This is a genomic window from Sphaerisporangium sp. TRM90804 (assembly GCF_029846175.1).
Taxonomy (GTDB): Bacteria; Actinomycetota; Actinomycetes; order Streptosporangiales; family Streptosporangiaceae; genus Sphaerisporangium.
The window spans coordinates 250486-275922 of record NZ_JARWAC010000017.1; the positions used below are offsets into that span (position 1 = coordinate 250486).

Here is a 25437-nt window from a genome sequence, read left to right on the forward strand (position 1 = left end):
TACTCACCGCCGCCGACAGAACCGGCCGCCGCGACGAATCGGGCCGCCGCGACGAATCGGGAGCCCGCTGGCTCGCCGGCCGCCCCGGGCGCTAGATCGCAGGAGTGCCTGGCGGAACGCGCGCCACCTCCGGCTGCCGGTGGCCCTGCTCGATGACCACCTGCCAGGTGCGGCAGTGGCAGTGGCGGTAGACGACCACGCCCTGCGAGGTGCGGTGCCGGGAGAGTTCCGTCCAGACGTGGGGATGTTCGCGAGTCATGGATCCAGCGTGCTGTAATGGCATTGTGCACCTCAACCCTTACGGCGAGGACGCGGTGGTGTTCGCCGCCGATCTGGCGAACCGGCCGCCGGCCGGTGTCGAGGAGCTCACCCGCAGGTCCGTCGAGGCGGGGCTGCTCGTCGACTTCCCCGTCCGGGAGGAGGACCTCGCCCGCACGCTGGCGGTGCTGCGCGACTGGCGGGAGCTGGTCGACTCCGGCGACGACGCCGAGCGCGCCGAGCTGCTGAACCGCATGCTGGCGTCGGCCTCGGCGTTCCCGCGGCTCACCGACCACGCGGGGGACGGCTGGCACCTGCACTACCGCGACGACCGGCAGTCGCTGGCCGGGGTGCTCACCTCGGTGATCTGCGTGGGGACGGCCCTGCACCTGGTGGGGCGTGGGATGCGCAGGCTCGGGCGCTGCGCCGCCGACGGGTGCGACCTGATCTACGCCGACGTCTCCCGCAACGGCCGGCAGCGATACTGCTCCCCGCGCTGCGCCAACCGCGACGCCGTACGCCGCCACCGCGCGGCCGCCTCCGCCCGCCCGCCGGATCGCTAGGATTCCCGGCATGGCGGACATCGGCCGATCGGGCGAGGCGGCTCCGGGGCCGGCGGTGGCCGTGGAGGGGTTCGGGCGGCTCGTCGAGCAGCACCGGCGGGCGCTGCACGTGCACTGCTATCGCATGCTCGGCTCCTTCGACGAGGCCGAGGACCTGGTGCAGGAGACGTTCCTGCGGGCCTGGCGCCGTCGCGACACCCTGCGCGGCGAGGACGGCCTGCGTCCGTGGCTGTACCGCATCGCCACCAACGCGTGCCTGGACCACCTCAGGGCGCACCCCCGGCAGCCGTTGCCGCGCACGGCGCCGGTCGTGGCCGACCCGGGGCTCGACCCGCCGCTCTCGGACGTGGTGCCGTGGGTCCAGCCGTACCCCGACGCGTCGCTGGACGCCGCCGACGCGGTGATCGACCGCGAGACGATCGAGCTGGCCTTCCTCGTCGCCATCCAGCACCTGCCGCCCCGCCAGCGCGCGGTGCTGATCCTGCGCGACGTGCTCGGCTGGTCGGCCCAGGAGACCGCCGAGTCGCTGGAGCTGACCGTCGCCGCAGTGAAGAGCGCGCTGCAGCGGGCCAGGCCCACGGTGAGGCGGCATCTCCCCGCGCGGCGGCTCGACTGGGCGGCGTCCTCGGAGCCGACGGCGCAGGAGCGGGCCGTCCTGCAGCGCTACATCGACGCCATCGAGCGGGCCGATCCGGGCATCCTGGTCACAGTGCTGCGTGCCGACGTGTGGCAGGCGATGCCGCCGCAGCCGATCTGGCTGCAGGGACGCGACGCGTTCATCTCGGCGTGGACGCCCGCCATGGTGGGGCCGGAGGCATGGGGCGACTGGCGGGTCGTCCCCACCCGGGCCAACCGCCAGCCGGCGGCGGCCGCGTACCTGCGCAAGCCCGGCGAGACCGGCTTCCGGCCCTCCTGGCTGGCGGTGCTGAGCGTCGAGGGCGGGCTTGTGACGCAGATCACCACGTACGGGGACGGCGTCTTCCGCGAGTTCGGCCTGCCCGAGTCGCTCTGACCCGCGGACACATGGCCTGAGGTCGTACCGATTCCTTTTCCGCGCGGCTCTCGTCTTATGAGGGAGAGCCGCTGAGAGAGAGGGAACACCATGGCTGATCTTCAGAAGGACGTGCAGGCCGTCGTCGACGAGCTGGTGGAGTCGGGGGCCGAGCGCGGCGTGCAGGTGGCCGTCTACCGGCACGGCGAGCAGGTCGTCGACGCGGTCGCGGGGCTCGCCGACCCGGCCACCGGCCGCCCGTTCACCTCCGCCACCCCGGTGTACAGCACCTCGACGGGCAAGGGCGTGACCGCGACCGTCGTTCACGTGCTGGCCGAGCGGGGCGTGCTCGACTACGACACCCCGATCGCGGACGTGTGGCCGGAGTTCGCCGCGCACGGCAAGGGCAAGGCGACGCTGCGGCACGCCCTGACGCACCAGACCGGAGTGCCCGGGGTGCCGGTCGGCACCACGCCTGAGGACCTGTGCGACTGGGACGGCATGTGCGCCGCGATCGCCGCCGCGGCGCCCTGGTGGGAGCCGGGGACGCGGTTCGGCTACCACCCGCAGACCTGGGGCTACATCCTCGGCGAGGTCGTGCGCCGGGTCACGGGCCGGCGCGTCTCGCAGGTGCTGCGCGAGGACGTGGCCGGGCCGCTCGGCGTGGCCGACGAGATGTTTTTCGGCGTCCCCGCGCCGGAGCTCGGCCGGCTCGCCACGATCGAGGACGCCGGGCCGCCGATGGAGCTGCCCGCCGAGATGCTGGCCGCGATCCCGTTCTTCCGGGTCGTCGACGGCTACACCGCCGCGCCCCTCGCGGCGCTGCCGGACGCGGCGTTCAGCAACCGCCCCGACGTGCTGACCTCCGACATCCCCGCCGGCGCCACCCTGACCGCCCGCGCCGTGGCCCGCATGTACGACGCGCTGCTGAACGGCGCGCTCGTCTCACCCGAGCGGCTGCGCGAACTGTCGTCGCCGCAGGTGACCGGCGTGGACGAGGTCACCGGCACCACCGGGACCTTCGGTCTCGGCTACACGATCGGCCTGACGGAGGCGGTCGCCGCCCCCACGGTCTTCGGCATGGTCGGCAGCGGCGGCACCGCCGCCTTCGCCGACACCGCCACCGGCTACAGCGTCGGCATCACCAAGAACCGCGCCTCGTCCGGCGAGTTCCAGACCGTGGAACGCATCGCGAGCCTCGTCCTCCTCCAGCCCTGACACGAACCGGCCGCCGTCCCCTGGAATGGCGCCTTCGGCGCGCCCTTCTCAAGGCGGCCCTCACCCGGCCGCCTCTCGCCGTCGCGCAGGCGGTCGCCTTCGGTTGACGAAAGGCACTCGTCACCGACCCCGCCGACCGGGGGAGGTGCAACGCGCCTAGGTCTTCGGTTGGTCGTTGGCGATGTGTTCGTGGGCTAGGCGGCGGAGGGCGCTGAAGACCAGGTCGCCGAGGGCCGTCCAGATCACGGAGGTCTCCAGGAGGGCGTCGGGGTCGGGCTCGCGGACCAGGAGGGTGAGGTCGGCCTGGGCCAGACGGTGGGCGGCTTCGGCGTAGGAGTCCAGGAGCTGGAGCTGGGTGGTCTGGTCGAGGCGGTAGAGGGTGGCCAGGGCGGAGGTGAGGGTTCGGCGGGCGGGGTTGGTGGCTCTGACCCGCCAGCCCTGCCGGTCGATCAGGGCCTCGGTCTCCCGGGCGGCGGCCCGCCAGGCGTCGTCCTCGACCGCGGGGCGGGCGGGGGTCATGGCGAACTGGGCCTTGCCGGCGGAGTCCAGGGTGCTCATGCCGGGCTCGTCCATCTTGGCGAGCACCTCGCGGGTGGCCGCGACGCTGAGGCCGCCGACCTCGATGAGGGCCTTGACCAGCTTCAGGCGGCGGACGTGCGCCTCGGCGTACCGCGCCTGGTTGTGGCTGGTGCGCTCGCCGGGGGACAGCAGGCCCTCGCGCAGGTAGTACTTGATCGTCGGCACGGGCATGTCCGCACGCCGGCTCAGCTCGGCGATCCGCAATGCGTCTCCTCAAGGTCCTCTCGCGGCCGGTGACGAGGCCGTCCGCCGGCCCGGAACCGCGCCCGGTGGTCCCGTTCATCTTGCCGCCTGGCCGGGCGTGCCCGCCAAGGTCGTTCGCGCCCGCCGGCGAGGCCGCCCGCCCGGGAAGGCGCCGGACCGTCCTGCCGCCGGGCCGGGTGTGCCCGCCCGTCCATCCTCTCGCGTTCACCCGCGATCCCTTGAATATGGATAGTGGAGAGTTCTACTATCAGTCGCACGTCACTCCGGCGAAAGGGCAGCGGTGTTCACCACGATCGGTCGGTTCATGGTCAGGCGGCGGCTGTGGGTGTTCGCCGGCGCCGTCTTGTTCGTCGTGCTCGGCGGGGTGTGGGGGTCGGGGGCCGGGGGAGTGCTCGGCGGCGGCGCGGGCCTGGACAATCCGCACGGCGAGTCGGCCGAGGCCAACCGGCTGCTGGCCGGCACGCTCGGGCGGCATGTCGCCGACGTGGTCGTCGTGTACGAGGGCGCGGGGCTCACCGTGGACGACCCGAGCTTCCGGCGGCAGGTCGAGCAGGCCGCGGCCCGGGTTCCCGAGGACGCCTACACCTGGATGCGGACCTACTGGTCCACCGGCTCGGCCGACCACGTCTCCGCCGACCGGCGCAAAACCTACGTCTCCCTCCAGCTCCCGGGCACGACCGAGGAGGAACAGGCCGCCGTGTACGAGCGGATCAGGGGCCCGCTCGACGCGCCGGGCCTCACCGAGCGGTTCGGCGGCCTCGCGGCCGTCGGGCAGCAGTTCAACGAGATCAGCAACCGCGACCTCGCCCGCGCCGAGCTGCTCTCGTTCCCGCTGCTGATCATCCTGCTGCTGCTGGTGTTCCGCGGCGTCGTCGCGGCGGCGCTGCCGCTCGCGGTCGCCGTCGTGGTCGCGGTCGGCTCGCTCAGCGTGCTGCGGGTGGTGGGCGGGCTGGTCGACCTGTCCACGGCCGCGATCAACGTCGTGGTCATCCTCGGCCTGGGCCTGGCCACCGACTACGCGCTGCTCATCGTCAACAGGTTCCGCGAGGAGCTGGCGGCGGGCCGCGACGTCGAGGACGCCGTGGTGCGGGCCACCGCCACCGCCGGCCGCACGGTGGCGATCTCCGGCGTGACCGTCGCCGTCACGCTCGGCGGCCTGCTGGTGTTCCCCTCCCGGTTCCTCACCTCGCTGGCCTACGCGGGCGTCAGCGTGGTGCTGTTCGCGGTGGTGAGCGCGCTGACCCTGCTCCCCGCGCTGCTGCGGGTGACCGGCCGCCGCGTCGACTCCCTGCGGATCGCGCTGCCCCGCCCGCGCCGCCGGGGCGCCGCGGAGGGGGACGGCTGGTACCGCACCGCGCACGCCGTCATGCGCCGCCCGGTCACCGCGGCCCTGGGGATCACGGCCCTGCTGGTCGCGCTCGGGCTGCCGCTGCTCGGCGCCGTCTGGTCGCGGCCGGCGGAGTGGGCGCTGCCCGCGGACACCGACAGCGTGGTGGTCACCCGGCAGCTCGCCGAGGAGTTCCCGCTCGACCCCACCAAGGTGATCAGCGTCGTCGTCCGCATGCCGGGCGAGGCCGGAACGCCGCGGGCCCGGGCCGCCCTGGAGGAGTTCGCCGGGCGCCTCGGGCGCGTGGCGGGCGTCGACCGCGCGGAGGTGACCGGAACCCGGGGCGACCTGGCGCGCATCAGCCTCGGCTACTCGATGAGCCCGTACGGTCAGGAGGCCCGCGACGTGGTCGCGAAGCTGCGCGCGGAGCCGCCGCCCGCCGGGGCCACCGCGATGTTCGCCAACCGGCCCGCCGCCATCGCCGACATGCTCACCATGATCGGTGACGGGCTGCCGTGGATGCTGCTGATCGTCTCGGTCGTGACGTTCGTGGTGCTGTTCCTGGCCTTCGGGTCGGTGACGCTGCCGATCAAGACGGTGGTCATGAACCTGCTGTCGCTGTCGGCCGCCTTCGGCGCCATGGTGCTGATCTTCCAGGACGGCGTGCTCTCCGGGCCGCTCGGCTTCCAGGCCCCGGGGTTCCTGGACGCGAACATGCCCGTCATGATCGCGGCGATCAGCTTCGGCCTGGCCATGGACTACGAGGTCTTCATGCTGGCCAGGATCCGCGAGCACTACCTGCGCTCGGGCGACCCGGTGGAGTCGGTGGCCTTCGGCGTCCGGCACACCGCCCGGATCATCACCGCCGCGGCGCTGCTGCTCGGGGTGGTGGTGGGGGCGTTCGCCGTCACCGGCGTCACCGTGCTGAAGATGATCGGCGTCGGCGTGGTGATCGCACTCCTGGTCGACGTGACGATCGTGCGCGGCCTGCTGGTGCCGGCGACCATGCGGCTGCTCGGCCACCGGGCCTGGTGGGCGCCGGCCCCGCTGGCCCGCTGGTGGCGGCGGCACGGCATGCCCGAGGACGACGGCGCCGCCCCCGTCCCCCTGCCGGAGCCCCCCGTAAGGGTCTGACCGGACGGGGCGCGGCCGTAGGCCGGAGCGGCGAAGGCGGGGCCGTGCTCGGCGCGGCGACGGGGACCCGGGCGGCCGAACGTGGGAAGTCCTGTCCGGGGTACCGAAGGCGGGGCCGTGCTCGGCGCGGCGACGGGGGCCCGGGCGGGGGAACGTGGGTCCTGTCCGGGGCGGCGACGGGGACCGGGGCGGGGCGGGAGGCGTGGGTCAGGGGAGTTCGGCGAAGCGTTCGACCTGCTCGGTGCGGCCCGAGACGATGATCACGTCGCCGTAGGTCAGCTCGGTCTCGGCGGTGGCGTAGGTGAACTCCTCGCCCGGGCTCTTGACCGCCACGACCGTGACGCCGTACTTGCGCCGCAGGTTCGACTGGCCCAGCGGCACGCCGACGTACTCCTTGGGCGGCCGGGTCTTGACCAGCGCGAAGTTCTCGTCCACCTCCATGTAGTCGAGCAGCCGCCCGCTCACCAGGTGGGCCACGCGCTCGCCCATGTCGTGCTCGGGGAACACCACGTGCTGGACGCCGATGCGGGTGAGGATCCGGCCGTGCTGTCGGCTGATCGCCTTGGCCCAGATGTCGTTGATCTCCAGCTCGACCAGCAGCGACGCGGTGAGGATGCTCGCCTCCAGGTCGCCGCCGATGGCGACCACCGCCCGGTAGAAGTCGGGCACCCCGAGCTGCTTGAGCGCCTCGGTGTCGGTGGAGTCGGCGGTGGCGATGTGGGTGAACTCGCCGGCCAGGCTCTGCACGACCCGGTGCCGGCGGTCGATCGCCAGCACGTCGGTGCCGCGGCGCATGAGCTCCTGGGCGAGGGAGGTGCCGAAACGGCCGAGCCCGATCACCACGACCGGGTCGCTCTTCTTGTCAGCCAACGGTGATGCGCTCCTCGGGAAGTTCGTAGTGCCGGGGGCGGTCCTTGAGCGCGAGCGCCGACCCGACGGTGAGGGGGCCGATACGCCCGACGAACATGAGCAGGGTGAGCAGGAGGGTACCGGCCATCGTGGCCTCGGCGGTGATGCCGGTGGACAGCCCGGAGGTGCCGTAGGCCGAGATGACCTCGAAGAGCACCTGGTCGAGGCTGTGCGGGCTGAGGACCAGCAGCGTGTAGGTGGCCAGGCTGATCAGGGTCGCGCTCATCACGACCAGCGCCACCACCTGCCGCTGCGTCGACTCCGCGAGGCGCCGGCGGCCGATGTTGACCTGCCGCTCCCCGCGCACCTCGGTCCAGACGATGAACACCAGCAGCCCGGCGGTCGTGACCTTGATGCCGCCCGCGGTGCCGGCGCTGCCGCCGCCGATGAACATCAGCAGGTCGGTGACCAGCCAGCTCGACGGGTACATCTGCGCGACGTCCACGGTGTTGAAGCCCCCGCTGCCCGGCATGACGGCGGCGAAGACGCCGGCCATGATCTTCGAGCCGTCGTCCAGCGGCCCGAACGTCCCCGGGTTGGTCCATTCGGTGGCGGTCAGCAGGATGGTGCCGGAGGTGACCAGGACGGCGGTGACGGTGAGCGTGAGCCGGGTCAGCAGCGACCAGCGGCTCGGCCGGCGCCAGGAGCGCAGCAGCTCGAACACCACCGGGAAGCCCAGCCCGCCCAGGACGACGGCGAGCGTGATGGTGACGCAGATCCACGGGTCGCTCGCGAAACGGATCAGGCTGTCGGGCCACAGCGCGAACCCGGCGTTGTTGAACGCCGAAATCGAGTGGAAGACCCCCAGGTAGAGGGCGCGCCCGAAGGACTCGCCGTACTCCAGCATGAAACGGGGCGTGAGGATCGCCGCCGTGATCACCTCGGAGACCAGGCTGAACACCGCGACGTTGCGGGTCAGCCGCCGCAGGTCGGCCACGCTGAGCAGCTTCGACTCGGCCTGCGCGAACAGCCGGGCGCGAAAGCCGAGGCGGCCGGAGATGAACACGGTGAACAGCGACGCCAGCGTCATGATGCCCAGCCCGCCCACCTGGACGAGCATGATGATCACCACCTCGCCGAAGCCCGACCAGTACGAGGCGGTGTCGACGACGATCAGCCCGGTCACGCAGACCGCGGAGGTGGCGGTGAACAGGGCGGTGAGCCAGTCGGCCGGCTGACCGGTGGTGGTGGCCAGCGGCGAGGCCAGCAGGGCGGTGCCGGCCAGCACCACGGCGCCGAACGCGGTGGCGAGCACCTGGGCGGGGTGCTGGAAGCGGTCGAGCAGGGCCGACGCGCGCATGGCCTTCCTCATGGCGCCGCGGACCCCGCGTATAGCCGCACCTTCACTGCCCCCGTGTGTGCAGACGGACAAGACCCGCCGCCTGGATCGCGCGGCGCACCGCCTCGAACGGTAACAGGAGGCGCGTTGCCCGAGGATATACGGGTTGTTACGGCAGTTGCGCCGATTCTGAGTCAACCCGTGGGACCGTCCCGGGCCGCCCCGTGCGGGGGGCGGCCCGGGAACGTCTCAGACCCGGGTGATCCGCGCGGCGTCGGCGACGACGTAGCCGGCGGCGGAGGTCCAGCGGCTCACCCCGACCACGTTCACGGTGCCCGCCGGGAGGGTGAAGGTGCCCAGCGTGCGCCATTGTCCGCCGCCGGTGCGCTGGTCGACGGCGACCGACTGGTTGCCGCCGGTCGCCGCCACGAGGAACGGCGTCGCGCTGTTGTAGCCGGGGTCGGCCGGGTACCAGACCTCGACGCGGTAGCTGCCCGCGCTCGGCAGGGTGGCCCGGAACCAGGCCGGGTCGCTGGCCGCGACCGGGCTCGCGAACCGGTAGTCGGTGCCGTGGCGCTGGGCCGAGAAGCTGGAGGTGCCCCACGCCGACCCGGCGGTGAAGCCGGGGTCGCGGTTGTCGACGACGACGCTGAACCCGCCCGTGCCCGCCGCGACCGCCCGGCCCGCGCTGGGCGCGCTCTCGTTCTGCGCCCGGTCCAGCGCGGTCGTGTAGTAGGTGTAGGCGCGGCCGGCCGCGGCGGTGGAGTCGGTGAAGGTGGTGCCGCGGGTGGTGGTGACCAGGTTGCGCGCGTCGGCGAAGAAGCAGGGGTCGCTCGCCGGCGTGCCGTCCACGCGGTAGAGCGCGTAGGAGACGCTGCTGCCGGAGCCGCCGCGCTGCCACGACAGCGTGACGCCGCCGGAGCCGCGGGTGGCCGAGGTGATCGCCGGCGCGGACGGCGCGGTGCCGGTGCCGTACGCCGGCACGAGGGCGGGCCTGGAGTAGTGGTCGGTCACCGTCCTGGTCATGGCGCCGATGCGGTCGGCGCGCACGTCCTTGGCGCTGAAGAAGACGTCTCCGGCCACCTCGGGGTGCCGCCGGTTGTAGGTCAGGTGGTCCGACAGCTCCGCGGTGCGCTGCCACGCCGCGTCCTGCCCGGACGCCCCGGCCCGGTAGGCGGCCTGTCCGACGAGCAGTTGGACCCCGGTGTTGGCGACCGTGCCGGCCCACCAGGCGGTGAGCACCTGGTAGTCGGCGGTCGCGAACCCGATGTGCCAGTAGATCTGCGGCGCGATGTAGTCGACCCAGCCCTGCTTGACCCACAGGCGGGTGTCGGCGTAGATGGCGTCGTAGGACTGCAGGCCGGAGGTCTGCGAGCCGAGCGGGTCGGTGGCGGCGTTGCGCCAGATGCCGAACGGGCTGACGCCGAAGCGGACCCACGGCTTGGCCGCGTGGACGCGCTGGTCCAGCTCGCGGACGAGCCGGTTGACGTTGTCGCGCCGCCAGTCGTGCACGCTGGGGAAACCCGACCCGTACTGCGCGTGGGCGGCGGCGTCCGGGATGGTCTCGCCGCTGACGGGATAGGGGTAGAAGTAGTCGTCCATGTGCACGCCGTCGACGTCGTACCGGGTGACCGCGTCCATGATGGCGTCCTGGATGAAGGCGCGGACCGCCGGGATGCCCGGGTTGTAGTAGAGCTTGCCGCCGTAGGCGAACCGCCAGCCGGGGTTGCGGCGGGCCGGATGGCTCGCCACGAGCTGGTCGGGGTCGGCGTGGTTGGCCACCCGGTACGGGTTGAACCACGCGTGCAGCTCCAGGTTCCGGGCGTGCGCCTCGGCGACCATGAACGCCATCGGGTCGTAGCCCGGGCTCGTCCCCTGGGTGCCGGTGAGCCAGTGCGACCACGGCTCGTACGGCGAGGGCCAGAACGCGTCCGCGGTCGGCCGCACCTGCACGATCACGGCGTTCATCCTCTTCTGGACGGCCAGATCGAGCCAGGAGCGGAACTCGGCCTGCTGGGCCGCCGCGCTCAGGCCGGTGCGGCTCGGCCAGTCGACGTTGGCCACGCTGGCGATCCACATGGCGCGCAGCTGCCGCTTCGGGGTGGCGGGGTCGGTGGCGCAGGCGGCGGACGCCGAGGCGGCCGCGGTCACGCCGGCCGGGCTCGGCGCGGCGGACGCGCCCGCCGCGGGGGCGGGGGCCAGGACGGTGAGCAGGAGGGCGAGCACGGCGACGGCGACACGGCCCGGGGTGACGGGTGGGCGCGGGGGGCGGCCCGCTCGGTGGGGGGTCACGGAAGAAATTTTCACCCGTTCTCAAAGAATTGCAATAGTCTTCAGCGCTCCTTGTGTGCCCCTGGCCGCGCCCGCTCCCCATCCCGCCCACCGCGCCGACGCCGATTATGTGGCCCATGAATATTTCCGGCGGGTTACGCCGGGCCTAACGTGCGGCGAAAGGCATGGTGAGCCAGGTCACAAAGGAGCAGCCCATGGCCGTACCCCGTCCCGCGCGGCGTCTCGCGCGTCTCGCGTCCCTCGTCCTGATCGGGTTGCTCGCGGCCGCCGCGCTCGTCGCCCCGGCGCGGGCCGCGTCGCTGACGCAGGTCACCTCCTTCGGGTCGAACCCCGGCAACCTGGCGATGTACGCCTACCGCCCCGACGGGCTGCCCGCCGGGCGCCCCCTGGTCGTGCTGCTGCACGGCTGCACGCAGAACGCGTCCGGCTACTTCGCCAACTCCGGCTGGCGCAAGTACGCCGACCAGCAGGGCTTCACCCTGGTGCTGCCGCAGACGAGCAGCGCCAACAACTCCTCCAGCTGCTTCAACTGGTTCCAGACCGGCGACACCGGCCGCGGCCAGGGCGAGGCCGCCTCGATCAGGTCGATGGTCGACCACGCCGTCCGGAACTACGGCGCCGACCCGGCCCGGGTCTTCGTGAGCGGGCTGTCGGCCGGCGGCGCCATGACCGCCGTCATGCTCGCCACCTACCCGGACGTCTTCGCCGCCGGCTCCATCGGGGCCGGCCTGGCCTACCGCTGCGCGAGCAGCCTCGTCCAGGCCTCCGGCTGTCAGTACCAGGCCACGAGCAAGACCCCGCAGCAGTGGGGCGACCTGGTGCGCGGCGCGTATCCCGGCTACGCGGGGCGCTACCCGCGCGTCGCCGTCTGGCAGGGCCTTTCGGACTACACCGTCGTGCCGGCGAACGGCACGCAGCTGCGCGACCAGTGGACAAACGTGCGCGGCGTCTCCCAGACCCCGACCGCCACGCGCTCCCTGACCGGCGGCACGTCCCTGAAGGTCTACGGCGACGACGACGTGCGCCTCTACGAGATCACCGGCATGGGGCACGGGCTGCCCGTCGACCCGGGCGGCGCGGCCGACCAGTGCGGCACGGCGGCGGCCTACTTCCTCGACACGATCTGCTCGGCCCACCACGACGCCCAGTTCTTCGGCCTGGCCGGCGGCACGGGCCCGCAGCCGACCCCCACCCCGACGCCGACGGCCACCCCCACGCCGACCCCGACGCCCGGCGCCTGCGTGACGGCCAGCAACTACGCCCACACCACCGCGGGGCGGGCCTACCAGTCCGGCGGCATGGCCTACGCCACCGGATCCGGCGACGCGCTCGGCCTGTGGAACACCTTCACCGTCCGCTCGCTGCGGCAGACCGGGCCGGCCTACTGGGTGCTCGCCGCCGGGGGGTGCTGACCCGGCGGCACGGGCGGCGCGGAGGACGGCACGGCGAGGCGCGGGCGAAAATCTTCCTTTAACCCGTGAGTAATGTCAATTATCGACATTTGTCATGAAGTCTCCTTACAGTCGAGGGCACCCCCCATCGAGGAGTGATCATGACCTCCACCCTCAGCCGATTGTCAGCCGTCGTCGCCTGCGCACTCGCCGCGCTGTTCACCCTGGCGGCGGCCCCCGCCGGGGCCGCGCGAGACGTCCCGCTGAACGAGGCGTTCGCGCGCGCCGCCGCCGCGCACGACGTGCCGCGCGACCTGCTCGTCGCGCTCGCCTACGCCGAGACCCACCTGGACGGCCACGGCGGCGCGCCGAGCGCGAGCGGCGGCTACGGCGTCATGCACCTGGTCAGCAACCCCACCACGCGCACCCTGGAGAAGGCGGCGGAGCTGACCGGGCTTCCGGCGGCGACGCTGCGCGCCGACGACGTGGCCAACGTGCTCGGCGGCGCCGCCGTGCTGCGCTCGTACGCCGACCAGCTCGGCCTGGACGAGACGGCCAGGAAGGACCCGGGCCGCTGGTACGCGGTCGTGGCCAAGTACGGCAACGCCTCCACCCCCGAACTGGCCCGGCTCTACGCCGACGCCGTGTACGAGCTGCTCGGTCTCGGCGTCAAGGCGGCCGGGGTGAAGGTCTCCGCGCAGGAGGTCACCGCCGACCGCGGGCCCTACGCCATGACCCGTGACCTCAACGCGCAGCGGGCGCTCAGCCCCGACTACGGGCCCGCCGCCTGGGTGCCGGCCAACTCCGGCAACTACACCGTCTCCAGCCGCGAGTCGACCTACGCCATCGACCGGGTGATCATCCACGTCACCCAGGGCTCGTACGCGGGCACCATCTCGTGGTTCCAGAACGCCGCCTCCAACGTCTCGGCGCACTACGTCGTCCGCTCCTCCGACGGCGCCGTCACCCAGATGGTCCGCGACAAGGACGTGGCCTACCACGCCGGCAACTGGGGCTACAACACCCGGTCGATCGGCATCGAGCACGAGGGCTTCGTCAGCGAGCCATCGTGGTTCACCGACGCGATGTACCGCTCGTCGGCCGCGCTGACCCGCGCCATGTGCGACAAGTACGGCATCCCCAAGGACCGCACCCACATCATCGGCCACAACCAGGTGCCCGGCGCCACCCACACCGACCCCGGCCAGTACTGGGACTGGAACCGGTACATGCAGTACGTGACCGGCGGCAGCATCCCGCCTGCGTGGACGGCCACCGTCGACAACTCCACGGCGGGCGCGTTCAGCGCCAGCGGCAACTGGGGCACCTCGGCCTACTCCGCCCAGCGCCACGGCGCCGACTACCGGTACGCCGGCCCGGTCGCCTCCAGCGACCCCGCCTGGTACAGCACGAACGTCCCCAGCGCGGGCAGCTACCGGGTCGAGGTCTGGTACCCGGCCGACCCCGGCTACAACAGCTCGGCGCCGTACATCGTCGCCACCGCGAGCGGCAACCAGACGGTGTACGTCGACCAGCGCGCCGGAGGCGGCGCGTGGCGCACGATCGGCACGTTCACCCTCAACGCGGGCACCTACAACGTGGTCGGGGTGAGCCGGTGGACCTCCGGAACCGGCTACGTCATCGCCGACGCCGTCCGGATCAGCCGCTGACCCGCGCGCGGCCCGCGCCCCCGGGGGCGCGGGCCGCGTCGCGTCACTGCGGAAGGTTGTCGTGGCGGAACCCGGTGCGGGCCGCCCCGGCCAGCAGGCGCAGGGCCGACGCCACCGTCTCGCGGGTCTGGTGCGGGACGATGACCTCGTCCACCGAGAGCCGCTCGGCCGCGACGTGCGGCGCCATGGCCTCGGCCCGGTAGCGGCCGATCAGCTCCTCGCGCCGCCCCGGCTCGCGCTCCAGCTCCCGCCGGTGGATGACGTCGACGGCGCCCTCGGCCCCCATGACGGCCAGCTCGGCCCCCGGCCAGCAGAACACCGCGTCGGCGCCCAGCGACCGCGAGTTCATGACGATGTACGCGCCGCCGAACGCCTTGCGCAGCACCACCGTGATCCGCGGCACGGTGGCCTCGGCGAAGGCGTAGAGCAGCTTCGCGCCCTTGCGTATGACGCCGCCCCGCTCCTGCGCCGTCCCGGGCAGGAACCCGGGCGTGTCGACCAGGGTGACCAGCGGGAGCCCGAAGGCGTCGCACAGCCGGACGAAGCGGGCGGCCTTCTCGGACGCGGCGATGTCCAGCGTCCCGGCGCGGTGCAGCGGCTGGTTGGCCACGACGCCCACGGCCCGGCCCTCGATCCGGCCGAAGCCGACGACGATGTTCCTGGCGAACCGGGGCTGCAGCTCCAGGAAGCTGCCGGAGTCGAGCACGCCGCGCACCACCGGGCGCACGTCGAAGGCCAGGCGGGGGTTGGCGGGGACGTCCGGCATCGGGTCGGCGGCGGCGGGCGGCGCGATCGGCGGCGGCTCCCAGCAGGAGCCGGGCAGGTAGGAGAGCACCCGCCTGGCCAGCTCCAGCGCGTGGCGCGTCGAGCCGGCGACGAGGTGGGCGACGCCGGAGACCTCGCCGTGCACGGCCGCGCCGCCCAGCTCGCCGGGCGTGACGTCCTCGTGGGTCACCGCCAGCAGCACGCGCGGGCCGGTGAGGAACATGTGGGCGTTCTCCGTCATGATCACGATGTCGGTCAGCGCGGGGGAGTAGACCGCGCCTCCGGCGCAGGAGCCGAGCACCACGCTGATCTGCGGCACCCGCCCCGACAGCCGGACGTTCCTGCGGAAGATCTCCCCGTAGCCGTCGAGCGCCGCGACGCCCTCCTGGATGCGCGCGCCGCCGGAGTCGAGCAGGCCGATCGCGGGGGCGCGCACCCGTTCGGCGTAGTCGAGCACCCGTGCGATCTTGCTCGCGTGCGTCTCGCCCAGGGAGCCGCCCATGACCGAGGGGTCCTGCGCGTACAGGCCGACCGGGCGGCCGTCGACGCGCGCGGCGCCGGTGACGACGCCGTCGCCGGCCGGGCGCCTGGCGGCCATGCCGAAGGCGGTCGCGCGGTGCCGGGCCTGGCCGCCGAACTCCTCGAAGGAGCCGGCGTCGGCCATCAGGTGGACGCGCGCGAGCGCGTTCTCCCCGCGCGGGGGAGACGTTGCGGCCGGGTGCGGCCCCGCGGGCTCGGGCGGGCCGGTAGAGGTAAGGGTGGCGCCGGGCGCGGCGGGTTCCATCTGCATCCCCTCATCCACACGTCGTTGGACGGCAGGCCAGGTGTCGCCGCGTACACCCGACTGTGGGCGCGGCCGGCCGGCCCGGCGCCTCCGACGGTAGTTCGACCCGCCTGACCGGTTGCTGACCCCCCAGGTGGGGCGGTATTCCGCCGTTTATCGCGTAGGGGGGTGAAGGGGGGCGTCCCCTCCCTTTCGAAGGCCTCAGCGGCGTGTCAGCATGGCGTCAGAATAGGGGTGCATACTAGGAAGCAGAACAACACGAGAAAACACAAGGAGAGGTACCCAAAGTGGCCGAACGGGGCCCGGTATCCGCCGGTCGGGCAATGCCTGCGTAGGTTCGAATCCTACCCTCTCCGCTCCTGCTGACGAGGCACGGGCACCCGATCCGATCGGGTGCCCGTGCCTTTTCGCCGTCTCCGGACCCTCGGGCGCCGGCGACCGCGGAGAACCCCGCCGAGGGCGAATACAATATGCCGTTCCCGTCGGTAAGTTTCCGATCAGGGAGGCGTCAGCGCTGTCTGCCATAGTTATGGACTAAAAGGTCCAGTGTGCGGCGAGCAGGGTCGACCATAAACGGCGGAAATGCGTTAGACCAGCCGCGCTGGACGCTTGATGAGAAGCGGTGCCGCGGCGTGGAAAACGTAATGCGGCGCCAATTTCACAATGGAATTGGAGAAACCGTGCCCACCACCGACAGGTCCACCGTGCTCACCAGCCCCGACCACGCGACGGTAGTCGACGAGGTCTCGTCGTGGCTGGCGATCCCCGCCGACGAGGTCGACCGCAAGTTCCGTCACGACCGCGAGCGCGTCGCGACGGCGGTCCGCCAGATGAACACGGACGCGCTAGCCGGCGACCCGGACGCCTTCTACCTGCAGCAGCTCCTACTCTCCCGCATCTACCAGACCGTCATGCGGATCCCCGAGGAGCCGACCGCCGAGGGGTCGGTGCTGGTGCACGAGGTGACCCGCCTGCTGGAGAGGGCCACCATCACCGCGGAGGACCGGCGCATCCAGCCCGGCACCCTGGAGTCGGCGCCCGTGGAGGGCAGGCAGTACCTGTCCTGGCTCAAGGACCTGGTGCGCGGTCACCGCGCGTTCAAGCACCCGTACTACACCGAGTTCATCAACCGCAGCGCCCGCTACGAGGACCTGCGCACCTACGTCATCCAGGAGTCGGTGGTCGACGGCCGCTTCGACGACTTCCTGGCCATGATGCAGGTGGGCACCGCGGGACCGGCCAAGATGGAGGTCGCCAACAACTTCTGGGACGAGATGGGCAACGGCGACCCCTCCCAGGTGCACACGCGGCTGTTCAACCTCATCTACGAGGTCTTCGACATCCGCGAGCAGGACCTGGAGGCCGCCATGACCGCCAGCGACCTGCTGTCGGGGAACCTGGCGGTGCTGCTGTGCAGGTACCGCCAGCTCTACCCCGAGGCGGTGGGCTTCCTGGGGATGACCGAGTGGCTGGTCCCCGACCGGTTCCGCAACGTCCTGCGGGCGTGGGAACGGCTCGGGCTGCCCGACGTCGGGATCACCTACCACCGCCTGCACATCACGATCGACTCCCAGCACGCGGCGGGATGGTTCCACAACATCGTGCTGCCCGCGGCGAGCTCGGAGTACATGCGGCGGGGCATCGCCCGTGGCACGCTGTGGCGGGTGAACTCCTCGGCGCGCCACCTGGACGAGCGGCTCGCCAACACGTGGGTCGCCGCGCAGGCGGCCCAGCCGGTCGCGGCGGAGTGAGCGGGAAGTCGGTGCCGTGTCGAGCGTCGAGCGGGGATTCGCGTTCACCGAGCTGTCGCCGGTCCCACCGGCGATCCTGAACGGCTACCGGGACCGGCCGGTCGTCGAGCGCGGGGGCGGCGTGCTCCGCTACCGGCGCTCGGTCAGGTTCCGGATGTCGTGGACGGCCGACGACGACTGGTATGTGGCGCCGTGCGCGGACCCCTCGGGTCCGCGCGACGGCGCGCACCCGTCGCCCGGCCCGCGCTGCCGCGTGCACGGCCCCCTGTGCCGGGGCCGGCTCGCACGCGGCCGGCTGGGCACGTGCCTGCCCGCGCCCGAGCCCGGCGCCGACCTCGTCCCGCTGCTGCGGCGCGGGCTGGACGGCCTGTGGCTGGACGTGTCCACCGACTGGCTCATCGACGTCGAGCAGAGCCGCACGGTCGTCACGGCCGGCGCGGCCCAGGGGATGGAGGTCTACACGCCCGGCGCGGACGGGTGGGAGTTCGTGCTGGTCGCGGTCCTGCGCGGCTCGGGTGTCACCGGGGGGCGCACGCTGCTCCACGGTACGGGCGAGGTGGCGCCGCTGTGGGCCGGCGTGCTGCGGCCGGGCCAGGCGCTGCTGGCCGACCGGCGCGTGGCGGCCTGCCGGGTCGCCGAGCCGGTGGCCGGCGCCGTCGGGCTCGGGAGCCAGGACGTCCTGGTCGCCGCCCTGACCCGATGGACCACCGGCGCCGCCGCGCCCGCGCTCACGCGGCCGATCACGGTGCCGGCCGGCCCGCCGGGCGGGGCCGCGCCGGGCCGCCCGGTCGCGGTTCCCACGGGCCAGGCGTCCGGGGCGGTGGGTCAGCCGGTGGCGGTGCCCGCCGGCCAGGCGTCCGGCGTGGCGGTCGCCCAGCCGGTCGCGGCGCAGGCGCGGGAGGCGACCGCGCTGCCGGTGCGGCAGGCGGTCGCCGTGCCGCCGGGTCAGGCGACCGGGGTGCCGGTCGGGTCGATCGCCGAGAACCCGGTGTAGGGAACCAGCGCGGGCGGCACGCCCACCGAGCCGTCCGCGCGCTGGTACTGCTCCAGGATCGCCACCAGCGTGCGCCCGATCGGCAGGCCCGAGCCGTTCAGCGTGGCGGCGTACGTCTTGCGGCCGCCGCGCTCCCTGACCTTGATGCCGGCCCGGCGGGCCTGGAACTCGCCGCAGTCGGAGCAGGACGAGATCTCGCGGTAGGCGTCCTGCCCCGGCAGCCACACCTCGATGTCGAACGTCCGGCGCGCGGCGAAGCCCAGGTCGCCGGAGCGCAGCTCGACGACCCGGTAGTGCAGGCCGAGCCGCCGCAGGCAGGCCTCGGCGTGCCCGAGCAGCAGGGCCAGCTCCCGGCCGGCCTCGTCGGGGTGGCACAGCCGCACCAGCTCCACCTTGTCGAACTGGTGCAGGCGCACCAGACCGCGCGTGTCGCGCCCGTACGAGCCCGCCTCGCCGCGGTAGCAGGGCGTGTGGGCGACGAGCGCCACCGGAAGCGCGGCCGGGTCGAGCTGCTCGCCCCGGTACAGGTTCACCAGCGGCACCTCGGCGGTGGGGATCAGCAGCAGGTCGCGATCGGCCACACGCGTGTGGAACAGGTCGTCGGCGAACTTCGGGAGCTGCCCGGTGCCGGTCATGGTCTCGGCGCTGACCAGGTGGGGGACGCCGTGCTCGACGTAGCCGTGCTCGCCGGTGTGCAGGTCGAGCAGGAACATGGCCAGCGCCCGCTCCAGGCGCGCCGCGGCGCCCCGGGTGACCGCGAACCGCGACCCCGACAGCTTGGCGGCCCGCACGGGGTCGAGCACGCCCAGCGCCGTGCCCAGGTCCATGTGGTCGCGGGCCGGGAAGTCGAACTCCGGCCGCGTGCCCCACGAGCCGACCACGACCGGCGGGTCCTGCGGCCCGCCGTCCGGCGCCTCGTCGGCGGGCAGGTTGGGGACGGTGAGCAGCAGGCCGCTCAGCGCCGCCTCACAGGCCCGCAGCTCGTCCTCCAACTTGCGCAGCCGCTCCTTGCCCGCCCGCGCCTGCTCGCGCTGGGCGGCGGCGTCGGCGGCGCGCGCCGAGCGGTTGAGCTCGGTCCGCAGGCCGTCCCGCTCTTTGACCAGGCCGGTCCGGTCGGCCACCAGGGCGCGCAGGGCCGGCTCGTCGAGGGCGTAGCCGCGCCGGGCCAGCCGGGCGGACGCCTCGGCTTCGAGTAGTGAACGCGGATCGTGCACGATGGCTCCTTAGAACGCCGAGAAGCACCGGCCGGCCATGGCGGCGCGGCCGGTGCGAGGGTGCCGCCGGGCCCGTGCGGGCCCGGGCGCGAGGTCAGGCGTCGCCGGCGTGCACCGGCTCGGCGGCGGGGATCAGGGTGGGACGGGCCGCGGGGACGTCCGGCGCGAGCGACGCGTACCGGAGCGGCCGGTGCGCCCGCATCCACCAGGCGTACAGGAAGCCGCCGGCGGCGGCGGCCACCAGCAGCCAGGGCAGTCGGTTGACCAGCGGGGACTCGGTGCCGGTCACGATGGCGAAGTTCGACAGCAGCAGGGCCAGCGCGGCGCCGAGGCCGGCGAGCGCCAGGAGCGGCGCGACGGCCGTCCGCCACCAGTGCCGGTCGGGGCGGCCCCGGAAGAAGCCGATGACCGCCACGGTGACCGCGCCCTGCAGGGCGACGATGCCGACCGTGCCCAGGCCGAGCATCGTGGGCGCCAGGTTCACGTACGGGTGCAGCCCGGCCAGCGCGAACACCGCGCACACGACGACGGTGACCGCCGTCTGCGCGAGGCTCGCCCGGTGCGGCCCGCCGTGGCGCGGGTGCACCGCGCCCAGCCACGACGGCAGCACCCGCTCGCGCCCGAGCACGTACAGGTAGCGGTTGGCGGCGGTGTGCAGCCCGAGCATCGCGCCGAACAGGCTGGTGCACAGAAGCACCTGCATCACGGTGGTGACGGTGCCGCCGAGGTAGCGGCCGGCCAAATTGAAGAACAGGTCGCCCAGCTCGGCCTCGGCCGCCGCCGCCAGGCGGTTCACCCCGATGCCGCCCACGGCGACCCAGCTCACCAGCGCGAAGAAGGCCGTGATGAGCACGACAGAGGTGTAGGTGGCCAGCGGCACGCTGCGCCGCGGGTTCGGCGTCTCCTCGCCGTAGAGCGCGGCGGCTTCGAAGCCGACGTAGGAGATCAGCGCGAACATCAGCGCGACGCCCAGGCCGGGCGCGAGCACCGTCGCGGGGCTGAGCGCGGCGGCCGGGAAGGCGTCCGCGCCGCGGTCGGCCACGATCGCCCCGGCGACCAGCACCAGGATGGCCACCTCGGCGATCATCAGGACGGCGAGCACCCGCGCGCTGAGGTCGATCCGCCGGTAGCCCATGTAGCCCATGACCGCGAGGCCGAGCGCCGCCCAGAGCATCCAGGACACGCGCAGCCCGTGCGAGGCGGCGACCAGCTCGGCGAAGTAGCCGAACGCGCCCGCCACCCCGATCACCGCGGAGTTGTACGCGATGACCGCGACCAGGCCGCCCGCCACGGCGGCCGGCCGGCCCAGGCCGCGGGCGACGTAGGCGTAGAAGCCGCCGGTGCTGACGACGCGGCGGCTCATCGCCGCGTAGCCGACCGAGAAGCACAGCAGCGTGAGGCCCGCCAGCACGAACGCGGCCGGGACGCCGGCGCCGTTGCCGAGCACGAACGCGAGCGGCACCGACCCGACCATCCCGGCCATGGGCGCCGCCGCGGCGACGACCAGGAACACGATCTTCGGCGTGCTGAGCGAGCGCCGCAGCGGCGCTCCGGCGTCCGATGGCGCGCGCATCCGGATCACCCCTCCTTCACCGGGTCGTGCGGAGCAGCTCGACGGCCTCGGGGATGCCCATGTACGGCAGGCGGACCTCGGCCATGTCGTCGGTCCAGCGCTCCGCCAGGTCGTACCGCTCCTTGGGGGTGGTCTCCAGCAGCCTGCGGCCGGGGAACACCTCGTAGTCGGCCAGGAGCCGGGCGTGGGCGCCCATGCCGTCCTGGAACAGCTCCTCGCGGTGCAGGACGAACTCCTCGACCGGCAGCTCGTCCCACAGCTTGCGCCCGCGCCGCACCAGCTCGATCAGGCGTGGCCGGTACTCGGGGTGGCGCGCCAGGTGCTCGCGGACGATGGAGCTGCCCACGGCCAGGTGGCGGATCTCGTCGATCGAGGCGCCCCGGGCGATCTCGGCGGCGGCCGGGTCGAGCAGCGTCCACTTGCGCTCGCTCAGCTCGGCGGCCGGCGCCAGGACGCCCTCGATGACGATGGTGAACACGGCCACCGCGCCGACGAAGTCGCCCTCGTCGGTGACCACGCTCGTGGCGAACTCGGCGATCGGGTTCAGCACCCGCTCGGTGTAGTCGGCGCCCTGCGCGTCGATGAACCCCAGCAGCCCCTCGGCCGGCACGCCCAGCTCGACCAGGTGGTCGCGGAAGATCACCGAGTGCCGGGCCTCGTCGACGACCTGCGTGGTGAAGAACTCCAGCTCGGCGATGCCGGGCGCGGCGGCCACGTAGTGGGAGAGCACGCGCACCGCCCGTGCCTCGGCGATGGAGCGGTTGCCCAGCTCCAGCACCAGCGCCTCGCGCAGCGGCCCGGGCTCGCGCATGTACCCGGGGGTGACGGTCGCGTGCCCGCGCTCGGCGCGGCCGCGCAGCGTCCCCTGGGCCACCGCGCTCAGCCAGTACGCGATGCCGCACTGCTCGGCGGTCATGGTGAGTTCCTGGGCGCCGTCGAGCAGGTTGGGAGCGCGGTCCCAGTCCGCCTCCAGCGGCACTTCGATGGTCATGAGGCCTCACTCGCGATAGGGGTGTCGATCAGGTCCGGCATGCCCCGGTGCAGGCGGCCCGCGAAGTTCACCAGCGGCAGGCCGGGGCCCGGCGTCCCGCCGATGACCTCGGCGAGCAGCAGGTCGTGGTCGCCCACCTGGTGCCAGCCGTTCATCTGGCACGCCATGTGGGCCAGGCACCCGGAGATCAGCGGGGCGCCGGTGAGCTCGTCGGTGGTCCATTCCAGGCCGGCGAACTGCGCGTCGCCCGCGATGCGCGCGGGGTCGGCGAACCGCCGGGCCACCGTCGCCTGCTCGTTGGCGAGCACGTTGACCGAGAACAGCCCCACCCGGCGGATCATCGAGGCGAACGTGGACGTCGGGCGCAGGCACACCCCGACGATCAGCGGGTCGCGCGACATGGTGATCAGGGCGCTGACGGTGGTGCCGTGCCGCAGCCCCGAGCCGATGACGGTCAGCACGGTGACGCCCGAGGTGACCTGCCGCAGCGCCTGGCGCGCGGTGTCGCCGCCGGGCGGCGGCGCGACCGTGCCGAGCCCGCCCGCGGTGGTGGCGCTCACCGGCCGGCCCCGCCGACGGGCACGGCGGCCTCGTCGGCCATCGGGGCGGGCACGCGGTCCACCGACGCCGAGCGGCTGCGAAGCGCGGTGGCGAGCTTGGCGTACAGCGGGTCGGCGACCGGCTCGAACGGCAGGCCGAACGGCTTGAGGAAGTTGCCGAACACGCCGCGGTCGCCGAAGACGTGGAAGGCGACGGCGAGCAGCGCCCACTCCGGGCCGATGAAGTACAGCCACAGGCCCACCACGACCATGCAGGTGATCAGGCTGTGCATGGAGTTGTAGAGCACGTAGTAGAACTTCGGGATGCGGCCGTCCTTGCTGCGCCGGTAGGCGATGGCGCCGGGGATGTAGCCGATCAGGTCGATGTAGGCGAACAGCGCGAAGAACGGGATCCAGCGGATCTCGCCGAGGTGCGTGAGGATCAGCACGATCGACACCGCGAAGGCGACGAGGTACTCGGCGCGGTGCAGCGTGAACGTGGTGGGCGAGTCGTACGGGTTCTTGATGTCCATGGTCTGCCTTCGGATCGGGTTCGGTCAGGACAGCCGCAGGGGCTCGCCCGCGAAGTAGCCGGCGAGCTCCGCGGCGACGCTGCCGCGCGAGGGGGGATGGAAGGCCAGGGCGCGCACGGCCGAGGCCAGGTAGGCGACGTCGGCGGATCGGATGAACGCCATGCCGCCGAGCGTCTCGACCGCGGCGTCGACGGTGCGGGCGAGCAGGTCCTGGGCGGCGTACCGGGCGACGAGGACGGCCGCGACGGCCTCGTCGCCGGTGAGCCCGCCCTCGATGGCGCGCGCGGCGCCCTCGACGAGGTCCACGGCGGCGGCGAGCCCGATCGCCAGGCTCGCGCGGTCGCCGGGGGTACCGCGCCCGCCGTCGAGCACCTGGGCCACCAGGGCGGAGGCAGCGCCCGTGTACGACGCGGTGGTCAGCAGCTCGAACCAGGTGAACCCGGCCGTCTGCAGGTCGTCGAGCCGGCGGTGGTTCTCCGGCGTGCTGCGGATGACCAGGTCCTCGGGCACGTCCACGTCGGTGAGCCGCACCTCGTCGCTCTGGGCCGCCGCCAGTATGGTGCTGCTCCAGAACGGCTTCACGGTGATGCCGGGGGAGTCGGCCGGGATGAGCAGCAGGGCCAGGCCCGACCGGCCGTCGTCGTCGGTGATCGCGACGCTGGCGGTGAGCACGTCCATCGAGCGGGACATGCTGCACGGCTTCTTGGTGCCGTTCACCCGGTACCCCGTCGCGGTGCGCTCGGCCACCACCGACGGCACCAGGATGTTCTGGTCGGTCCGCCCCTCGGCCCAGCCCGAGGCGAGCAGCAGCCCGTCGCCGGCCACCGCCGACAGCGTCTTCAGCTGGGAGGGGGTCAGCCGCTCCGCCGAGCGGGCCAGGCTGAACAGCATCGCGACGGTGAAGTGGTGCATGACCGTCGCGACGCCGAGGGACGGCGACACCGAGCCCAGGGCCCGCTGGACCCGCACCGCCTCCAACGGCCCGGCCTCGGCGCCGCCGTGCTCCTCGGGGACCAGCAGGCCCGGCCCCCCGTATTTGCGGTAGATCTCGACGACGGGGCTGCCGGCGGCCTCACGCTCGGCCAGCGGCATTCGCTCTAGCGCGGCGAGCAGGCCGGGATGGAAACGCTCGCAGGCCTCGCGCGCGATCTTCAGGGAACGCATCGGCGGTTCTCCTCAGAAAGATGGGATGAGGCGGCGGTGCCCGAATGCAGATGGATATGCTGTGCCCCGGGTATTTGCGAATTCAGTATCGCAAGTGGTGCTGACCGTCACCTGATATCGGTCTGACGGTCTCGGGTAATAAGGCGTCCCGGCGATTCTGACCCGCTGCTGACGGCCGCCTGACCGGCCGCGTTCCGGGCCTTGCGGTGACCGCGCCCGGCGTGTGATAACTCGGGTGGGCGGCACGAGGGCCGACGCCGAAGGAGAAGGATGTCGCGATGACCGGGATGCTGATGGAGTCCGATATCGCGTTGGACGCGATACGCCGATATTCGGACGCGGACAATCCGAGCGCCTATTTCGCTTTCAGCGAGGGCAACAGCTATTACCGGCTCCCCGGCGAGCCGGGATTGATCGTGTACCGTCCCGTCGGGCGTTATCTGGTGCAGTTCGGCGGGCCTTTCGCGCCGGCCGGGTCGCGTTCGCGGCTGCTGCGCGGTTTCGTGGAGTTCGCCGCCGGGGAGGGCCGCGAGATCGTGGCGGTGCAGCTTCAGGGCGCCGACGCCCCGCCCTACCTGGAACAGGGCTTCACCGTGAACCAGATGGGCGCCTCCTACGCCGTCGACCTCGAGACGTTCACGCTGGCGGGCACCAGGTTCATGCAGCTGCGCAACAAGATCTCCCGCGCGCTGCGCACCGGCATCCAGATCAGCGAGGTGTCCTACGACGACTGGCGCGAGCGCATCGACGAGCTGGACGCCGCGTGGCTGGGCACCAAGGGCGAGGGCGTGAAGGAGCTGGAGTTCCTGGTCGGCCAGACCGGTGGCAGGCACCAGCACCTGCGCCGGCTGTTCGTCGCCGAGCGCGAGGGCCGGCTCATCGGATACGTGTCGTACTCGCCGGTCTACGGCTCGCGGCCGGGCTGGATGCACGACCTCAGCCGCCGCCAGCCCGACTCGCCGCCCGGGGTGATGGAGGCGGTCAACAAGGCGGCCGTCGACCTGTTCCGCGAGGAGAAGGTGCGGTGGCTGCACTTCGGGTTCACGCCCTTCACCTCCCTGGACGCCCCGAAGTTCCCCGGGTACAGCCGCGCCTTCCACTGGTTCATGACCTACCTGTGGGAGCACGGAGCGCACATCTACCCGGCCCGCACCCAGCTCGCCTACAAGGAGAAGTGGGCGCCGACCCTGGTGCTGCCGGAGTACATCGCCTTCCAGCACGGCGCCAGCCTGCCGGCGCTCGTGCACATCTTCCGCGCCTGCAACGCCATCTGACCACGCCCCTCCGCGACGCCGGCGGGGCACCTTTGGGAAG

General features: G+C 73.0%; 21 protein-coding genes and 1 tRNA gene. 10 read left to right on the top strand and 12 right to left on the bottom strand.

Translation table 11 applies throughout. The features are described from left to right. Positions 1 to 91: 91 nt before the first annotated feature. Entirely contained in the window at positions 92 to 259 is a 168-nt protein-coding gene (locus tag PYR91_RS23090; protein WP_279782683.1) for a hypothetical protein, read from the bottom strand. 25 nt (positions 260 to 284) lie between these two features. On the opposite strand from PYR91_RS23090, the gene PYR91_RS23095 reads away from it, so the two are divergent. The 3 genes from PYR91_RS23095 to PYR91_RS23105 all read left to right on the top strand — a co-directional run bounded on the left by PYR91_RS23095 (position 285) and on the right by PYR91_RS23105 (position 3030). Next, positions 285 to 821 carry a CGNR zinc finger domain-containing protein gene (locus PYR91_RS23095; RefSeq protein WP_279782685.1) on the top strand — a complete coding sequence of 179 codons (537 nt, stop codon included), beginning with the start codon at positions 285 to 287 and terminating at the stop codon, positions 819 to 821. A gap of 10 nt (positions 822 to 831) precedes the next feature. Continuing rightward, positions 832 to 1833: an RNA polymerase subunit sigma-70 gene (locus PYR91_RS23100; protein ID WP_279782687.1), complete on the top strand. Its 1002-nt coding sequence runs from the start codon at positions 832 to 834 to the stop codon at positions 1831 to 1833. Between the two features lie 90 nt (positions 1834 to 1923). Further along, entirely contained in the window at positions 1924 to 3030 is a 1107-nt protein-coding gene (locus PYR91_RS23105) for a serine hydrolase (RefSeq protein WP_279782689.1), read from the top strand. Between the two features lie 156 nt (positions 3031 to 3186). Here PYR91_RS23105 and PYR91_RS23110 read toward each other — a convergent pair whose 3' ends face one another. Then, positions 3187 to 3813 carry a MerR family transcriptional regulator gene (locus PYR91_RS23110; protein ID WP_279782691.1) on the bottom strand — a complete coding sequence of 209 codons (627 nt, stop codon included), beginning with the start codon at positions 3811 to 3813 and terminating at the stop codon, positions 3187 to 3189. A 280-nt stretch (positions 3814 to 4093) separates the two neighbouring features. On the opposite strand from PYR91_RS23110, the gene PYR91_RS23115 reads away from it, so the two are divergent. Then, positions 4094 to 6274: an MMPL family transporter gene (locus PYR91_RS23115; protein ID WP_279782692.1), complete on the top strand. Its 2181-nt coding sequence runs from the start codon at positions 4094 to 4096 to the stop codon at positions 6272 to 6274. A gap of 207 nt (positions 6275 to 6481) precedes the next feature. On the opposite strand, the gene PYR91_RS23120 is transcribed toward PYR91_RS23115, so the two are convergent. The 3 genes from PYR91_RS23120 to PYR91_RS23130 form a co-directional block, all read right to left on the bottom strand. Then, on the bottom strand, positions 6482 to 7144 hold the full coding sequence (locus PYR91_RS23120) for a TrkA family potassium uptake protein (protein WP_279782694.1): 663 nt from the start codon (positions 7142 to 7144) through the stop codon (positions 6482 to 6484). After that, entirely contained in the window at positions 7137 to 8483 is a 1347-nt protein-coding gene (locus PYR91_RS23125) for a potassium transporter TrkG (RefSeq protein WP_279782696.1), read from the bottom strand. Before PYR91_RS23125 ends, PYR91_RS23120 begins: the two co-directional genes overlap by 8 nt. Before the next feature lie 228 nt (positions 8484 to 8711). Next, positions 8712 to 10754: a family 10 glycosylhydrolase gene (locus PYR91_RS23130; protein WP_279782698.1), complete on the bottom strand. Its 2043-nt coding sequence runs from the start codon at positions 10752 to 10754 to the stop codon at positions 8712 to 8714. Between the two features lie 194 nt (positions 10755 to 10948). Here PYR91_RS23130 and PYR91_RS23135 point away from each other — a divergent pair, with 194 nt between their 5' ends. Beyond that, entirely contained in the window at positions 10949 to 12166 is a 1218-nt protein-coding gene (locus PYR91_RS23135; protein WP_279782700.1) for a PHB depolymerase family esterase, read from the top strand. Between the two features lie 140 nt (positions 12167 to 12306). Further along, positions 12307 to 13815, top strand: coding sequence for an N-acetylmuramoyl-L-alanine amidase (locus PYR91_RS23140; RefSeq protein WP_279782702.1), 1509 nt, complete (start codon positions 12307 to 12309; stop codon positions 13813 to 13815). Between the two features lie 43 nt (positions 13816 to 13858). Here PYR91_RS23140 and PYR91_RS23145 read toward each other — a convergent pair whose 3' ends face one another. Next, positions 13859 to 15370 carry an acyl-CoA carboxylase subunit beta gene (locus PYR91_RS23145; protein WP_279782704.1) on the bottom strand — a complete coding sequence of 504 codons (1512 nt, stop codon included), beginning with the start codon at positions 15368 to 15370 and terminating at the stop codon, positions 13859 to 13861. A gap of 266 nt (positions 15371 to 15636) precedes the next feature. On the opposite strand from PYR91_RS23145, the gene PYR91_RS23150 reads away from it, so the two are divergent. From PYR91_RS23150 to PYR91_RS23160, 3 genes are all read left to right on the top strand, one after another. After that, positions 15637 to 15720: transfer RNA gene (locus tag PYR91_RS23150), tRNA-OTHER, on the top strand. A gap of 324 nt (positions 15721 to 16044) precedes the next feature. Next, positions 16045 to 17115, top strand: coding sequence for an iron-containing redox enzyme family protein (locus PYR91_RS23155; RefSeq protein WP_279782706.1), 1071 nt, complete (start codon positions 16045 to 16047; stop codon positions 17113 to 17115). A gap of 16 nt (positions 17116 to 17131) precedes the next feature. Next, positions 17132 to 18109, top strand: coding sequence for a 2OG-Fe dioxygenase family protein (locus PYR91_RS23160; RefSeq protein ID WP_279782707.1), 978 nt, complete (start codon positions 17132 to 17134; stop codon positions 18107 to 18109). On the opposite strand, the gene serS is transcribed toward PYR91_RS23160, so the two are convergent. From serS to PYR91_RS23190, 6 genes are all read right to left on the bottom strand, one after another. Continuing rightward, positions 18061 to 19323, bottom strand: a complete 1263-nt coding sequence (gene serS, locus PYR91_RS23165; protein WP_279782709.1) for a serine--tRNA ligase — start codon at positions 19321 to 19323, stop codon at positions 18061 to 18063. The genes PYR91_RS23160 and serS overlap by 49 nt on opposite strands. A 94-nt stretch (positions 19324 to 19417) precedes the next feature. Beyond that, complete coding sequence (locus PYR91_RS23170; RefSeq protein WP_279782710.1) at positions 19418 to 20896, bottom strand: APC family permease; 1479 nt, start codon at positions 20894 to 20896, stop codon at positions 19418 to 19420. Between the two features lie 16 nt (positions 20897 to 20912). Beyond that, entirely contained in the window at positions 20913 to 21887 is a 975-nt protein-coding gene (locus PYR91_RS23175; protein WP_279782711.1) for a hypothetical protein, read from the bottom strand. Further along, a complete protein-coding gene (locus PYR91_RS23180; RefSeq protein ID WP_279782713.1) occupies positions 21884 to 22447 on the bottom strand; it encodes a flavin reductase family protein in 564 nt (187 codons plus the stop codon). Before PYR91_RS23180 ends, PYR91_RS23175 begins: the two co-directional genes overlap by 4 nt. Next, on the bottom strand, positions 22444 to 22959 hold the full coding sequence (locus tag PYR91_RS23185; protein ID WP_279782715.1) for a hypothetical protein: 516 nt from the start codon (positions 22957 to 22959) through the stop codon (positions 22444 to 22446). Before PYR91_RS23185 ends, PYR91_RS23180 begins: the two co-directional genes overlap by 4 nt. A gap of 24 nt (positions 22960 to 22983) precedes the next feature. Beyond that, positions 22984 to 24123, bottom strand: coding sequence for an acyl-CoA/acyl-ACP dehydrogenase (locus PYR91_RS23190; protein ID WP_279782717.1), 1140 nt, complete (start codon positions 24121 to 24123; stop codon positions 22984 to 22986). Positions 24124 to 24401: 278 nt separating this feature from the next. Between PYR91_RS23190 and PYR91_RS23195 the strand changes: the two genes are divergently transcribed. Continuing rightward, complete coding sequence (locus PYR91_RS23195; protein ID WP_279782719.1) at positions 24402 to 25397, top strand: DUF2156 domain-containing protein; 996 nt, start codon at positions 24402 to 24404, stop codon at positions 25395 to 25397. Positions 25398 to 25437 lie beyond the last annotated feature (40 nt).

Bases quoted from the DNA above. Each gene is read 5' to 3' on its own strand.
- PYR91_RS23185 (WP_279782715.1), bottom strand. From the start codon at position 22,959: ATGGACATCAAGAACCCGTACGACTCGCCCACCACGTTCACGCTGCAC.
- PYR91_RS23145 (WP_279782704.1), bottom strand. From the start codon at position 15,370: ATGCAGATGGAACCCGCCGCGCCCGGCGCCACCCTTACCTCTACCGGC.
- PYR91_RS23135 (WP_279782700.1), top strand. From the start codon at position 10,949: ATGGCCGTACCCCGTCCCGCGCGGCGTCTCGCGCGTCTCGCGTCCCTC.
- PYR91_RS23195 (WP_279782719.1), top strand. From the start codon at position 24,402: ATGACCGGGATGCTGATGGAGTCCGATATCGCGTTGGACGCGATACGC.
- PYR91_RS23170 (WP_279782710.1), bottom strand. From the start codon at position 20,896: ATGCGCGCGCCATCGGACGCCGGAGCGCCGCTGCGGCGCTCGCTCAGC.
- PYR91_RS23090 (WP_279782683.1), bottom strand. From the start codon at position 259: ATGACTCGCGAACATCCCCACGTCTGGACGGAACTCTCCCGGCACCGC.
- PYR91_RS23140 (WP_279782702.1), top strand. From the start codon at position 12,307: ATGACCTCCACCCTCAGCCGATTGTCAGCCGTCGTCGCCTGCGCACTC.
- PYR91_RS23125 (WP_279782696.1), bottom strand. From the start codon at position 8,483: ATGCGCGCGTCGGCCCTGCTCGACCGCTTCCAGCACCCCGCCCAGGTG.
- PYR91_RS23105 (WP_279782689.1), top strand. From the start codon at position 1,924: ATGGCTGATCTTCAGAAGGACGTGCAGGCCGTCGTCGACGAGCTGGTG.
- PYR91_RS23190 (WP_279782717.1), bottom strand. From the start codon at position 24,123: ATGCGTTCCCTGAAGATCGCGCGCGAGGCCTGCGAGCGTTTCCATCCC.
- PYR91_RS23100 (WP_279782687.1), top strand. From the start codon at position 832: ATGGCGGACATCGGCCGATCGGGCGAGGCGGCTCCGGGGCCGGCGGTG.
- PYR91_RS23175 (WP_279782711.1), bottom strand. From the start codon at position 21,887: ATGACCATCGAAGTGCCGCTGGAGGCGGACTGGGACCGCGCTCCCAAC.